At 42.7% G+C, this 13,740-nt stretch carries 13 protein-coding genes; 10 read left to right on the plus strand and 3 right to left on the minus strand.

What is annotated here, in order from left to right; genetic code table 11:
• Position 1: 1 nt before the first annotated feature.
• Genes H7U02_RS07420 through H7U02_RS07430 form a run of 3 tightly spaced genes read right to left on the minus strand, consistent with a single transcriptional unit; the run spans position 2 to position 1,879 of the window.
• Positions 2-787 carry a hypothetical protein gene (locus H7U02_RS07420; protein ID WP_045772228.1) on the minus strand — a complete coding sequence of 262 codons (786 nt, stop codon included), beginning with the start codon at positions 785-787 and terminating at the stop codon, positions 2-4.
• Between the two features lie 11 nt (positions 788-798).
• The gene (locus H7U02_RS07425) at positions 799-1,497 is read right to left on the minus strand and encodes an ABC transporter ATP-binding protein (RefSeq protein WP_064519005.1); all 699 of its coding nucleotides are present in this window, start codon (positions 1,495-1,497) and stop codon (positions 799-801) included.
• Between the two features lie 4 nt (positions 1,498-1,501).
• Positions 1,502-1,879, minus strand: a complete 378-nt coding sequence (locus H7U02_RS07430) for a GntR family transcriptional regulator (protein WP_002884206.1) — start codon at positions 1,877-1,879, stop codon at positions 1,502-1,504.
• Positions 1,880-2,060: 181 nt separating this feature from the next.
• Here H7U02_RS07430 and H7U02_RS07435 point away from each other — a divergent pair, with 181 nt between their 5' ends.
• From H7U02_RS07435 to pknB, 10 genes are all read left to right on the plus strand, one after another.
• Entirely contained in the window at positions 2,061-2,855 is a 795-nt protein-coding gene (locus H7U02_RS07435; RefSeq protein ID WP_002884689.1) for an HAD-IIB family hydrolase, read from the plus strand.
• Positions 2,848-3,666 carry a Cof-type HAD-IIB family hydrolase gene (locus tag H7U02_RS07440; RefSeq protein ID WP_002884514.1) on the plus strand — a complete coding sequence of 273 codons (819 nt, stop codon included), beginning with the start codon at positions 2,848-2,850 and terminating at the stop codon, positions 3,664-3,666. The genes H7U02_RS07435 and H7U02_RS07440 overlap by 8 nt, the downstream gene beginning before the upstream one ends.
• A 10-nt stretch (positions 3,667-3,676) precedes the next feature.
• Positions 3,677-5,050: a signal recognition particle-docking protein FtsY gene (gene ftsY, locus H7U02_RS07445; RefSeq protein WP_060971840.1), complete on the plus strand. Its 1,374-nt coding sequence runs from the start codon at positions 3,677-3,679 to the stop codon at positions 5,048-5,050.
• Between the two features lie 232 nt (positions 5,051-5,282).
• On the plus strand, positions 5,283-5,912 hold the full coding sequence (gmk, locus tag H7U02_RS07450; protein WP_002884259.1) for a guanylate kinase: 630 nt from the start codon (positions 5,283-5,285) through the stop codon (positions 5,910-5,912).
• A gap of 21 nt (positions 5,913-5,933) precedes the next feature.
• Positions 5,934-6,248 carry a DNA-directed RNA polymerase subunit omega gene (gene rpoZ, locus H7U02_RS07455; RefSeq protein WP_013990232.1) on the plus strand — a complete coding sequence of 105 codons (315 nt, stop codon included), beginning with the start codon at positions 5,934-5,936 and terminating at the stop codon, positions 6,246-6,248.
• Between the two features lie 142 nt (positions 6,249-6,390).
• Entirely contained in the window at positions 6,391-8,787 is a 2,397-nt protein-coding gene (locus H7U02_RS07460) for a primosomal protein N' (protein WP_110981104.1), read from the plus strand.
• Between the two features lie 17 nt (positions 8,788-8,804).
• A complete protein-coding gene (gene fmt / locus H7U02_RS07465) occupies positions 8,805-9,740 on the plus strand; it encodes a methionyl-tRNA formyltransferase (protein WP_201043076.1) in 936 nt (311 codons plus the stop codon).
• A complete protein-coding gene (rsmB, locus tag H7U02_RS07470; RefSeq protein WP_064525611.1) occupies positions 9,730-11,052 on the plus strand; it encodes a 16S rRNA (cytosine(967)-C(5))-methyltransferase RsmB in 1,323 nt (440 codons plus the stop codon). Before fmt ends, rsmB begins: the two co-directional genes overlap by 11 nt.
• A 43-nt stretch (positions 11,053-11,095) precedes the next feature.
• Positions 11,096-11,833 (plus strand): Stp1/IreP family PP2C-type Ser/Thr phosphatase, encoded by a 738-nt coding sequence (locus tag H7U02_RS07475; RefSeq protein WP_037598574.1) that lies wholly within the window; start codon positions 11,096-11,098, stop codon positions 11,831-11,833.
• Positions 11,833-13,707 (plus strand): Stk1 family PASTA domain-containing Ser/Thr kinase, encoded by a 1,875-nt coding sequence (gene pknB, locus H7U02_RS07480; protein WP_037601769.1) that lies wholly within the window; start codon positions 11,833-11,835, stop codon positions 13,705-13,707. Before H7U02_RS07475 ends, pknB begins: the two co-directional genes overlap by 1 nt.
• Positions 13,708-13,740 lie beyond the last annotated feature (33 nt).

Here is a 13,740-nt window from a genome sequence, read left to right on the forward strand (position 1 = left end):
TTTAGTCCAAATTTAAGCGTTTGGTCATGATATAGTAGGTACCAAAGTAACTTGCCGCGATGAGAATGAGAGACTGAACTAGACTAATGATATATGACGAGTTATTAATTGCAGTATATGTTGCATCTCCGGTCAAGGCTGCACCGAGTCCAAAGAAGAAACCAATAAAGAATAGGATAGCCTGAATGGCGAAAAAGGCGACAAATCCCATAAGAACTTTGTTAGTGTTGAAGAGGTTTCCGATACTAATACAGAGGTAATAGAAAAGGATACCAGCAATCATTGACAAGATTGTAGAAGGGATGAATAGGTAGAAAGCGCCTATCTCTTTTAGGATTTGGCCAAAGTAGCTGGTAGCTAGGAGGATATCTTTCATATCAAGGCAGAAAGCAGCTATAATTCCAATCGAAAGAAGTATAACGAGTGATGAAATGATATCTAAAATAAAGGCTACCAAGAGTTTAGACAAGATTAATTGGTGGGCAGAAACTGGGAGCGTATTGGTTAGATAGCCTTCTCTTCCAAAGACAGTCTTTGCAAAGCGTCTAATAATAAGGACTATTGTCGCTATATAAATAGTTCCCCAAACAATAATAGTGGCAAAAACCATCAGTGTGAAGAAAGCAAAAAAGAGTAGACTAGGTTCTTGGTGGCTCTGTTCAGTTACAAAAATAAATTTTTGAAGCATTAAACCCAAGGGGATTGAGAGTAGGATGGCAATACCATAGATGCCGAGATACCATTTACGGACCGATTGTAATTCATACTTAACTAATTTCCAAAACATGCTCATACCTCCTAGTTGTGGAACATCTCTCTAAAGAGTTTGTCGATTGATTTGCCATGGGCTTGACGAATATTATCAGCGTCCCCTTGAAGTTCAATCTGACCGTATTTTAAGAAGATAACTTCATCTAGGACGGATTCAATGTCTGCAATCAAATGAGTTGAAATGATAACAGAAGCATCTTCAGAGTATTGGTTGATGATGGTTTTAAGGATGTAGTCACGTGACGCAGGATCGACCCCACCGATAGGTTCATCAAGGAGATAGAGTTTAGCCTCACGACTCATAACCAAAATCAACTGAACTTTTTCTTTGTTACCTTTTGAAAGGTCTTTAAGGCGCAAATCAGGCTGGAGCTTTAAATCCTGCAAGAGTTGCAAGGCAAGAGGATAGCGGAAGTCAGCATAGAAATCTTGGAAGAAGTCCAAGTAGTATTGGATAGTCTTACTCTCATCTAAATAAGTTGTATCAGGTAGATATGCTACTTGAGCTTTGGTGATAGGTGATGGCTGAAATCCATTAATAGTTACTAAACCAGAAGTTGGTTGAAGGAGGCCATTCAAAATCTTGATGAGAGTTGTTTTACCACTACCGTTTGGTCCTAAGAGACCAATGATTTTACCAGACGGGATGGACATGGTTACATCTCTAAGGGCTGGAATACCATTATAGGTCTTGGTGAGATTTGTTAGAGTTACAATATCAGTCATCGGTCTATAAGTCCTTTCCTGTTTGTTCGATGTAGTCAGTAATGATGGCTTTGATTTCAGGTGAGCTAAAACCAATGGCTGCCATCTCAGTGACAAAGTTTTTCATGAGACTTTGGGCAATCTCATGTCGTTTTTGATCAATAAGTTTTTCATCTTCAGTAACAAAGCGACCAGAGGTACGGGCAGAATAGACCAGCCCCTCTTTTTCAAGTTCTTGGAAGGCTCTTTGTACGGTGTTGGGATTGACCCCGGCTTCCTGAGCAAATTCCCTTACAGGTAGGAGTTGTTGTCCCATACTCAATTCCTTGGAAGCTATCTTCAGTTTGACGCGATAGGCGATTTGGAGATAGATTGGCGATTTTTCATCAAATGTCCAAGCCATAAGAGACTCCTTTCTAAAAGTATAATAGTATTATTCTTGTACTATCGTAATGATACAACTAAAATGATGAATTTGCAAGTAAAATACCATATTTTCTCTAATTTCTTTGGCTTTTCCCAAACTTATATTCCTATTTTTGGTACAATAGGGGCAAGTATATTCGACCTGAAGGGAGATTATTTTGAAAATTTTAGCAACAGATATGGATGGTACCTTTCTAGACCATCTTGGTGCCTATGACAAAGCACGTTTGGATAACCTTTTGGATGCTTGTGAAGCTAAAGATTATGTTTTTACCGTAGCTTCTGGCCGAGCCCTCTTGGCCTTGGAGGAGCTTTTTGATGGGTTTGTGGACCGTATTGCGATTATTGCGGAAAATGGGGCCTTGGTTCAGTACAAGGGTGAGGTCTTGTTCGAGTCCAAGCTAGAACCTAAGGATTATTTGCAAATTGCAGATACAACTTTATCCCTGCCAACTTGTGAGGGAATTCTTTTGTCAGGCCGTCGTGGTGCCTATGCACCAAATGATGCAGATCCAGCCTATCTTAAGGCCATGGAACGTTACTATGAAAATGTCATGGCAACGGACCTTGAAGCGGTCACAGATGATATTTTCAAGGTAACTGCTAAGTTCCAAGGAGATACCATCATGGAACGTGGTGACTACCTCAACACGATTTTTGAGGATATGACAGCTGTGACAACTGGCTTTGATTCTATGGATATCATCCTTAAAGGTGTGGACAAGGGCTTTGGTCTTTACCATCTTTGCCAAGAGTTGGGGCGTCAGGCTTCAGATGTTGTAGCCTTTGGTGATAATCTCAATGATATGGAGATGTTGACCTTTGCGGGTCGTGCGGTTGCTACGGAAAATGCGCGTGATGAGATTAAGGCAGTAGCAGATGAGGTGATTGGTCACCATAAAGATGGTGCAGTCTTTGACTACATGGAAGGATTGGTGGGCTCAGATGTCTGAGATTAAATTACTAGCCTTGGACCTAGATGGAACCCTCTTTACTAAGGATAAGCAAGTAACAGCTGAAAATAGAGCTGCTCTGAAGGCGGCAGAAGCTAAGGGAGTTCATGTGGTCATTACGACTGGTCGTCCTCTGCCAGCTATTACTCATATCTTGGAAGATTTGGGCTTGTTGGATGATAAGCACTATAGTGTGACCTTCAATGGTGGCTTGGTTCAGCGTAATAATGGGGATATTCTCATAAAGAAAGAGATGAGTCGAGAAGATTTAAAGCAGATTTATGCTGTCTTCGAACCTCTAGGGCTCCCTATGGATGTCATCAGTGATGGCATTGTCTATGGTGTGCCAAGTAAAGGCAATCATTCTCTCTATCGTCAGGCTAACCCTACCTTGACCTTCGTTGATGTGGAGAGTATTGATGACATTCCTGAAAATATCGTCTATAATAAGGTAGTTACGGTCTGTGAGGAGGCATTTTTGAATGCCCAAATTCAAAAACTACCTAAACAGCTATACCAGAATTTTGAAGTTTTTAAGTCTCGTGAGATTATCCTTGAAGTCATGCCGAAAGGGGTTCATAAAGCTGTAGGCTTGAAACTTTTGTCTGATTATCTTGCCCTTGATAAAAGTCAGGTTATGGCTATGGGAGATGAGGAAAATGACTTGACCATGTTGGAGTGGGCTGGTCTTGGTGTAGCTATGGCAAATGCTGTTCCTAAGGTTAAGGCTGTTGCCAAGGCAGTAACGACAAAAACTAATGAGGAATCTGGAGTGGCTGAGGCCATCCACAAATATATTCTAGAGAAATAAGGAGAACCAAATGGGTCTATTTGATCGATTATTTGGACAAGAGGAGAACCAGTCACAGGAAACTGTAGCAAAACAGGAAATTTCAGAAACTGAGGCTCTTGATAATCAAGACTTGTCAACAAGTGAAGAAACAAGTGAAAGTCAAGCAGAACAGCTCAGTGAGTCAGAGACTCAAGTAGAAGAGATTTCGTCTACAGAATCTGTTGAAGAAAGCGAAGTAGCGTCTGATGAAGACCTTTCTGTTGATAATCAGGCATCAAGTGAATCAGAGGGCGTATCAGAGTCAGAAGAAAGCCAAGTCGCTGTGGATAACCACTTCGCAGATGTCATGGCTGATTACTATGCTAAAAAGGCTCAGGTAGCTGCTGCTGCAGAAAAAGGTGAAACGGTTACTTTTGAGGCTGTTCAAACTCGTAAAGTTGAGGAAAAACCTGAAGAAGTTCAGGCTTCAAAAACTGAAACAGAACAAGAAAAATACAATCGTACCCTTAAGAAGACGCGTACAGGTTTTGCTGCTCGCTTGAATGAATTCTTTGCGAATTTCCGTCGTGTTGATGAGGAGTTCTTCGAAGAATTGGAAGAAATGCTGATTCTTTCCGATGTTGGTGTTAATGTTGCAACGCAATTAACGGAAGACTTACGTTATGAAGCCCGCCTTGAAAATGTCAAAAAGACTGAAGATTTGCAACGCTTGATTATCGAAAAACTTGTGGACATTTACGAGAAGGATGACGTCTATAAGGAGCAGATTAATTTCCAAGATGGTTTGACAGTCATGCTTTTCGTTGGTGTCAACGGGGTTGGTAAGACAACGTCTATCGGTAAGTTAGCGCATAAATACAAACAAGAAGGCAAAAAAGTCATGTTGGTAGCTGCCGATACCTTCCGTGCAGGAGCGGTTGCTCAGTTGGTTGAGTGGGGACGTCGTGTTGATGTGCCAGTAGTGACTGGTGCTGAGAAGGCTGACCCAGCTTCAGTGGTCTTTGACGGTATGGAAAAGGCTCTTGCTGAAGGAGTTGATGTCCTTATGATTGATACTGCGGGTCGTTTGCAAAATAAAGACAACCTTATGGCAGAGCTTGAAAAGATTGGTCGTATTATCAAACGTGTGGTTCCAGAAGCACCTCATGAAACCCTCTTGGCCTTGGATGCATCAACAGGTCAAAATGCCCTTAGTCAGGCTAAGGAATTTTCAAAAATCACACCTCTTACAGGCCTTGTCTTGACTAAGTTGGACGGTAGTGCCAAGGGTGGTGTGGTTCTAGCCATTCGCCAAGAGTTGGATATTCCAGTGAAGTTAATTGGTTTTGGTGAGAAAATTGATGATATTGGTGAGTTCCATTCAGAAGAATTCATGCAAGGTCTCTTGACTGGTTTGGTTTAAAAGAGTGTTTAAAAAGAGTGAGTACTGGGAAAAGGGATTCACTCTTTTTAATGGTGTCCTCACCTTGAAAAAAGTCACTTTTATTGGTAAAATAGTAAGGAAAAACGCATGCTTTGAAAAGTGAGCTGTAACTTAATCACTGAACAACCCCTAAGCCGTGGAAAGAAACTCCTAGTTCCTGTTTTTACGGTGAGTTATAAGAAGATTTTTAATCTTAGTTTAAGGAGAAGACATGTCTGAACGTGGACTTTTGATTGTTTTTTCAGGACCTTCTGGTGTCGGAAAAGGAACTGTTCGTCAGGAAATTTTTTCAACACCTGACCATAAATTTGAATACTCAGTGTCAATGACCACACGTGCCCAGCGTCCTGGTGAAGTTGATGGGAAGGATTATTTCTTCCGTTCACGTGAGGAATTTGAAGAGCTTATTCGTAATGGTCAAATGTTGGAATATGCTGAGTATGTAGGTAACTACTACGGAACACCTTTGACTTATGTCAATGAAACCTTGGATAAAGGTATTGATGTTTTCCTTGAAATCGAGGTTCAAGGTGCCCTTCAGGTTAAGAAAAAGGTCCCAGATGCTGTCTTCATCTTTTTGACACCACCGGATTTAAACGAGCTTCAAGAACGTTTGGTTGGTCGTGGGACAGATTCTGAGGAAGTTATTGCTCAACGTATCGAGCGTGCGCGTGAAGAAATTGCTCTTATGAGCGAATACGATTATGCCATTGTTAATGACGAAGTGCCTCTAGCTGCTGAGCGTGTTAAACGTGTTATTGAAGCAGAACACTTCCGCGTTGACCGTGTGATTGGCCGCTATCGTAATATGATTTCAGAAAAGAAATTATCAGACAAATAAATTAGAAATAGGTATAGAATTATGATGTTGAAACCCTCTATTGACAAACTTTTGGATAAAGTGCCTTCAAAATATTCATTGGTTATTTTGCAAGCCAAACGTGCCCATGAATTGGCTGCTGGTGCTGAACCAACTCAAGAGTTTACGTCAGTAAAACCAACCCTTCAAGCCCTTGAAGAAATTGAAACTGGAAATGTGACTATTCACCCAGATCCAGAATCTAAACGTGAATTAGCACGTTTGAAAGTGATCCAAGCACGTCTTGCTGCTGAGGAAGAAGAACGTAAAATCAAAGAACAAATCGCTAAAGAAAAAGAAGAAGGCGATAAAATCTAAAATCAAAGTCATGCTTTGGTTTATGAGGAGAGGGGAGCTGAGGCATAGTGTCTCAGCTTCCTTCTTTATGATGATAATCAAGAACTCAGCTTTTCTTGAGCTTGAAAGATACTGGTCTTAAGGAAGTGACAGGAGGAAATTTATGGTTTTAGTAGCACAAATTATTGTAGACGTTCCTCTGATGCAGACGGACAGGCCTTATAGTTACCTTATCCCTGAAGCTATGCAAGGTCAAATTGCCATTGGTATGCGAGTGCATGTGCCTTTTGGTAAAGGAAATCGTCTATTGCAAGGCTTTGTTATTGGCTTCGAGGAGCAGGAGGATTTAAGAGACTTTCCTGAATTAAAACCTATTGCTGAGCTTTTAGATTATGAGCCAGTCCTTAATCAGGATCAACTGGACTTGGCTGATCAGATGCGACATACGGTCTTTTCCTATAAGATTTCTATCTTGAAATCAATGCTACCTGGTCTCCTTAATTCTCAGTACGATAAGGTTATCATGGCGACTGATAAACTAGGTGAAGAAGATAAACAGACTTTTCTTCAGGGGCAGGATCATGTTCTTTTCTCGCAGTTGTCAGAGGAGCAGCGTCAAGCCATTCCTCGTCTGGTCCAGTCTGGGCGTGTAACGGTTGATTACCTTGCTAAGGATAAGCAGAACATTAAGACTGAGAAGCACTATAGTGTTCAAAAGGGCACTCTCGAGACTTTGGCAATTTCACAACGGGCTAAGAGACGTTTGGAGATGCGTGACTTCTTGTTAGAGAAGAGTGAGGCAGGGAAGTTGGCAGACCTCCACAAGCTTTTTTCACGAGATGTGGTTAAGTTTTTCATCGAAGCTGGTGCCTTGGTCATCACTGAAGTTGAGGTCAATCGTGCCGACAGCTACTTTGAAAAGGTAGAGAAGACGGATTTTCTTGAGCTTAATGTTCAACAGGCGCATGCGGTTGAAGAAATGACGCGCCAAATCGGACAAGGTGGCAAACCTTTCTTATTGGAAGGAGTGACGGGATCAGGTAAGACAGAGGTTTACCTGCATCTTATCGAGAGGACCCTGGCTATGGGAAAAACCGCCATTGTCTTAGTGCCAGAGATTTCCCTAACACCCCAAATGACCAATCGTTTCATTTCGCGTTTTGGGGACTTGGTGGCGATTATGCATTCAGGCTTGTCAGACGGTGAGAAATTTGACGAGTGGCGTAAGGTTAAATCTGGTCAGGCCAAGGTTGTGGTAGGAGCGCGTTCGGCTATCTTTGCTCCTTTGGACAATATCGGGGCAATCATTATCGATGAGGAACATGAGGCTACTTATAAACAAGAGTCCAATCCTCGCTATCATGCAAGAGATGTTGCCTTGCTTAGGGCTAAGAGTCATGGAGCTGTGCTTGTCCTTGGGTCAGCAACACCCTCTATTGAGACACGGGCGAGAGCTCAGAAAGGGGTTTACCATTTTCTTGAGTTGACACAAAGGGCTAATCCTCATGCTAAAATTCCGCAGGTGGAAGTGGTGGACTTCAAGGATTTTGTGGGCCGTCAAGAGGCGAGTGATTTTACGCCACCTCTTTTGGAAAAAATCAGGGAACGTTTGGCACGTAAGGAACAAGTCGTATTGATGTTGAACCGTCGTGGGTATTCCTCTTTTGTCATGTGTCGTGACTGTGGCTATGTGGATGATTGTCCGAATTGTGATATTTCACTGACCTTGCACATGGATACTAAGACCATGAATTGTCACTATTGTGATTTTCAAAAAGCAATACCACATGTCTGTCCCAACTGTCAGAGTCGTCAGGTTCGCTATTATGGGACTGGGACACAGAAGGCTTATGACCAGTTAACGGAACTTTTGCCAGAAGCCAGAGTGATTCGTATGGATGTTGATACGACACGTAAGAAAGGTGCTCACGAGAAACTCTTAGAGACTTTTGGAAATGGTAAGGCTGACATTTTGCTTGGGACTCAGATGATTGCCAAGGGCTTGGATTTCCCAAATGTTACCTTGGTAGGGGTCTTGAATGCAGATACATCGCTTAATTTACCAGATTTTCGTTCGGCTGAGCGTACCTTCCAGCTTTTGACACAGGTGGCTGGTCGTGCTGGTCGTGCTGACAAGGAAGGGGAAGTTATTATTCAAACCTATAATCCTAATCATTATGCCATTCGGTTTGCGCAACAACAGGATTATGAAGCTTTCTATGCCTATGAGATGGGGATTCGACGTCAGTTGGCCTATCCGCCATATTTTTATACGGTAGGAATCACGCTTTCTCACAAGGATGAAGAGTTTGTCGTCCGCAAGAGCTATGAGGTTATGGCTTATTTAAGAGAGTACTTGTCAGACAAGGTGACCTTCCTAGGGCCAACGCCTAAGCCTATTGCTCGAACACATAACCTTTATCATTATCAGATTATTATCAAATACCGTTTTGAGGATAACTTGGAAGAAACGCTTAATAGGGTCCTTGACATGACTCAGGAACCTGAAAACAAGGACCTGCGTTTGATTATCGATCACGAACCTCAGAATTTTACCTAATCTAGAAAAGGAAGAATATGACAAAATTAGTATTTATGGGAACGCCTGCCTTTTCAGCGACTGTGCTGGAAGGACTTTTGACAGATGAGCGTTACGATATTGTTGCTGTGGTGACGCAACCAGACCGTGCTGTCGGCCGTAAAAAAGAAATTCGCATGACACCGGTCAAGGAAGTAGCCTTGGCGCATGACTTGCCAATTTATCAACCGGAAAAATTGTCAGGGTCAGAAGAAATGGCGCAATTGATGGCGCTTGGTGCTGATGGGATTGTTACTGCAGCTTATGGGCAATTTTTACCAAGCAAGTTGCTTAATAGCATGGATTTTGCGGTGAATGTCCACGCTTCTCTCTTGCCAAAATACCGTGGTGGGGCACCTATTCATTATGCCATTATCAATGGGGATGCAGAAGCAGGTGTGACAATTATGGAAATGGTCAAGGAGATGGACGCTGGTGACATGGTTAGCCAAAAGGCCTTGCCAATTCTTGACGAGGATAATGTTGGTACCATGTTTGAAAAATTGGCAGTCTTGGGTCGTGACCTTTTGCTTGAGACCTTGCCTGCCTATATTGCTGGAGAAATCAAACCTGTTCCTCAAGATGCCAGTCAGGTAACGTTTTCGCCAAATATTAGTCCAGAAGAGGAGAGACTTGATTGGAATAAGTCGGCTCGTGACATCTTCAATCAAATCCGTGGCATGTATCCATGGCCTGTGGCACATACCTTGCTTGACGGCAAACGTTTCAAGATTTATGAAGCAGACTTGGCAGAAGGACAAGGACAGGCTGGTCATATCATTGAAAAGACCAAGAAGAGTTTGGTAGTTGCGACTGGTCAGGGAGCCATTTCACTTAAGACAGTTCAGCCTGCAGGAAAGCCCCGTATGGCTATTGCTGATTTCCTTAATGGGGTCGGACGCAATCTTGAAGTAGGTGATGCATTTGGCCAATGATTGGAAAAAAACAGCCCGTGGACAGGCACTTGAAGTCTTAGAAGAAGTCTTCCAGGAAGGAGCTTACTCAAATATTGCTCTCAATGCCCATCTGAGCAAGTCGCATCTGACAGATAAGGACAAGGCCTTGGTGACGGAAATTGTTTATGGAACTGTTGCTCGTAAGATTACGTTGGAGTGGGTCCTAGCCCATGTCATCGAGGACCGTGACAAGCTTGAACCTTGGGTCTATGACTTATTACTTTTGAGTCTCTATCAGTTGGCCTATTTAGATAAGATTCCAGCTCATGCGGTGGTTAATGATGCCGTTTCTATTGCCAAAAATCGTGGCAATAAAAAGGGGGCTGAGAAGCTGGTCAATGCGGTTCTTCGTAAACTATCTAGCCAGCCTTTGCCAGCTCCAAGCACAATCAAACGTGTCAATAAACGCTATTCTGTTCAGTATTCTCTACCTGTATGGTTGGTTAAAAAACTTATCGACCAGTATGGAGAAGATCGTGCCCTTGCTATTTTCCAAAGCCTTTTTGTGAGAAACAAGGCTAGTGTGCGTGTAACGGATGCGTCACGTTTGGAAGAGATTGCGGAGGCCACTGGGGCTGAGTGTTCAGTATTATCCCCAGTCGGGCTTGTTAAGTCTTCAGGTTACTTTGCTGGGACAGATTATTTTAAAGAGGGCTTGTTGACCATTCAGGATGAGACCAGTCAACTGGTTGCACCAACTTTAGGGATTCAAGGTGAAGAAGAAATCCTGGATGCCTGTGCGGCGCCTGGAGGTAAGACTGTCCATATGGCCTCTTATTTGACGAGTGGACATGTGACGGCGCTTGACCTCTATGATCATAAGCTTGCTCTTATCGAAGAAAATGCACAACGTCTTGGATTAGCTGATAAGGTTAAGACTCAGAAACTGGATGCTAGTCAGGTACATCAAGTCTTTCCAGCTGATAGTTTTGACAAGATTTTAGTGGATGCACCTTGTTCAGGAATTGGGCTCATTCGTCGGAAACCCGATATCAAATATAACAAGGATCTCCAAGACTTTGAGTCCCTTAAGGCTGTGCAGTTGGATATCCTATCCAGCGTTTGTCAAACCCTACGAAAAGGTGGTATAATAACATATAGTACTTGCACCATCATAGCAGAAGAAAATCAAGAGGTGATTCAAGCCTTTCTTGAGAGCCATCCTGATTTTGAGCAAGTTGCCTTAGACCATCCATGTAAAGACATCGTGGTCAATGGCTGTTTGGCAATTACCCCCGAACAGTATCTAACTGATGGTTTTTTCATCGCACAGTTGCGTAAAAAAGCTTAGGGTTACAGAGGAGGAAATGCTGACGCAAGTCAGAAAGAAAACTATGGAAATATCATTATTAACGGACATTGGCCAAAAACGGTCAAATAACCAAGATTTTGTTAATAAATTTGTCAACCAAGCTGGTGTTACCCTTGTCGTTGTTGCAGACGGGATGGGCGGACACCGTGCTGGAAATATTGCCAGTGAGATGTCAGTGACTGACCTTGGTCGTGACTGGATTAACACTGATTTTCGTGAGTTGAGTCAGATTCGTGATTGGATGATTGCTGCCATTGATGCAGAAAATCGTAAAATTTATGAACTTGGCCAAAACGAAGAATATAAGGGCATGGGAACAACTATCGAGGTTCTTGCCTTTGTTGATAATGCTGTGATTTTCGCCCATGTTGGGGATTCACGTATTGCCCTTATCCGTAATGGTGAGTATAAGCAATTGACGAATGACCATTCTTTGGTCAATGCTCTTATCAAGGCTGGTCAGTTGACCGAAGAAGAAGCAGCAGTTCACCCACAACGTAATATCATTACGCAATCTATTGGGCAAGCTGCTCCGATTGAAGCTGACCTTGGTGTCCAACAATTAGAACCAGGGGACTATATTTTGGCCAATTCAGATGGTTTGACCAACATGATTTCAGTCGAACAGATTGTTCATATTGTCAACAGCCCTGGTTTCGTCGAAGAAAAAACGAGTCGTTTGGTAGCTGCAGCCAATGAGGCAGGTGGTCTTGATAATATTACCGTTGCTCTCATTAAGGTAGAAAGTGAGGAAGGATAATGATCCAAGTTGGCAAATTGTTTGCTGGACGTTATCGAATCCTTAAATCTATCGGACGTGGTGGTATGGCGGATGTTTATCTGGCTAATGACCTGATTCTGGATAATGAAAAAGTGGCTATTAAGGTACTTCGTACCAATTACCAAACTGATCAGGTGGCTGTGGCCCGTTTCCAACGTGAAGCGCGTGCCATGGCAGAACTCAGTCATCCTAATATCGTTGCTATCCGAGATATTGGCGAAGAAGACGGCCAGCAGTTCTTGGTGATGGAGTATGTGGACGGTTCGGACTTGAAGAAATACATTCAAGACCATGCGCCACTTTCTAACCAAGATGTTGTGCGTATCATGGGGGAGGTCCTTTCCGCCATGACTCTTGCCCATCAAAAGGGCATTATCCACCGTGACCTTAAGCCGCAAAACGTTCTTTTAACTAAGGACGGTACAGCCAAGGTCACAGACTTCGGAATTGCGGTTGCCTTTGCAGAGACTAGTCTAACTCAAACGAACTCTATGTTGGGTTCTGTCCACTACCTCTCACCAGAGCAGGCTCGTGGATCTAAAGCGACTATCCAAAGTGACATCTATGCTATGGGTATTATGCTTTTTGAAATGTTGACAGGTCATATTCCTTATGATGGCGATAGTGCAGTAACCATTGCACTCCAACATTTCCAAAAACCACTACCATCGATTTTGGCAGAGAACCGTAACGTTCCCCAAGCTTTGGAAAACGTGGTTATTCGAGCAACAGCCAAAAAACTAGAAAATCGTTACAATAGTACTTTGGAAATGAGCCGTGACTTGGTAACGAGTCTGCATCCTAGTCATCGACGTGATGCCAAGGTAGTCTTTGATGATATGACGGATACCAAGACCTTGCCGAAGGTTGATCCAGTTCCATCAGCAAGTCTTGAGAAAAAAGCCGTTGCTGCTGAACCATCAGAGCCTACACCCGCTCCAAGTAAACAACCAAGGAAAAAAACGACACCAGCTAAGAAGAAAAAGAAGAAGAACTTCTTCTCAACCTTACTCAAGGTTTTCCTAGGACTTGTTTTTATTGGTATTATCATCTTTGCCTATTTAGTCTTTACCAATCCTGATAATGTCCAAGTACCTAATGTGGTCGGTCAGGAGTTGTCCACAGCTCAGACTAAAATTGAGGGTGCTGGATTTAAGGTAGGAGAAGTCAAAGAAGTGGAAGATGACTCTGTCGATACGGGTAAGGTCATCAAGACCGATCCTACAGCTGGAACCACACGAAAAGAAGGATCAAGCATTGATGTCTATGTTTCTTCTGGTAGTAAAGGTTTCGCTTTGAAAGACTACAAGGGTAAAAACTATAAGGATGCCATTGAGGACTTGACTTCGAATTATGGTGTTTCTGAGGACCAAATTGATATTCAGCATGTCGAAGATGACAGTGCTGAAGAGGGAGAAATCCTATCTCAAAGTCCAGGGAAAAACAAGTCTTTCAATCCTAAGGATAGTAAGGCTAAGATTAAGTTCCGTGTGGCAACTCCTAAGACAGTTACCATGCCTGATGTGACTGGTTTGACGGTTTCAACAGCGATTCAAACCTTGAATCGTAAGAATATCTCAAGTAGTAGCATCGAGTACCACGACTATAATACTGGTGCCAAATTAGATAAGGATAAGGTTCCTAGCAGTACGGAGGTCCTTTATCAAGATCCACAAGCTGGTACAAGTGTTGATGGTACAGTGATTCTCTATGTTTCGGTTGCAACAGCAAGTTCAAACCTTCAGTCAAGCTCAAGTAGTACGACACATTCGTCATCAACAAGCTCAAGTACTGACAGTACAACTTCAAGCACTGAAACCTCGACAGAGGCTACTCACACAGAACTACAATAGATTAAAAAACTTAGACATAATGAAGAGAGGTTA

Origin of the sequence: Streptococcus sp. 3.1 (assembly GCF_016648915.1) — a bacterium.
Classification (GTDB): domain Bacteria; phylum Bacillota; class Bacilli; order Lactobacillales; family Streptococcaceae; genus Streptococcus; species Streptococcus salivarius_E.

Coding starts and splice junctions, on each gene's coding strand:
- fmt (WP_201043076.1), top strand. CDS start 8,805: ATGACAAAATTAGTATTTATGGGAACGCCTGCCTTTTCAGCGACTGTG.
- gmk (WP_002884259.1), top strand. CDS start 5,283: ATGTCTGAACGTGGACTTTTGATTGTTTTTTCAGGACCTTCTGGTGTC.
- rpoZ (WP_013990232.1), top strand. CDS start 5,934: ATGATGTTGAAACCCTCTATTGACAAACTTTTGGATAAAGTGCCTTCA.
- ftsY (WP_060971840.1), top strand. CDS start 3,677: ATGGGTCTATTTGATCGATTATTTGGACAAGAGGAGAACCAGTCACAG.
- H7U02_RS07475 (WP_037598574.1), top strand. CDS start 11,096: ATGGAAATATCATTATTAACGGACATTGGCCAAAAACGGTCAAATAAC.
- H7U02_RS07425 (WP_064519005.1), bottom strand. CDS start 1,497: ATGACTGATATTGTAACTCTAACAAATCTCACCAAGACCTATAATGGT.
- H7U02_RS07430 (WP_002884206.1), bottom strand. CDS start 1,879: ATGGCTTGGACATTTGATGAAAAATCGCCAATCTATCTCCAAATCGCC.
- H7U02_RS07420 (WP_045772228.1), bottom strand. CDS start 787: ATGTTTTGGAAATTAGTTAAGTATGAATTACAATCGGTCCGTAAATGG.
- H7U02_RS07440 (WP_002884514.1), top strand. CDS start 2,848: ATGTCTGAGATTAAATTACTAGCCTTGGACCTAGATGGAACCCTCTTT.
- H7U02_RS07460 (WP_110981104.1), top strand. CDS start 6,391: ATGGTTTTAGTAGCACAAATTATTGTAGACGTTCCTCTGATGCAGACG.
- pknB (WP_037601769.1), top strand. CDS start 11,833: ATGATCCAAGTTGGCAAATTGTTTGCTGGACGTTATCGAATCCTTAAA.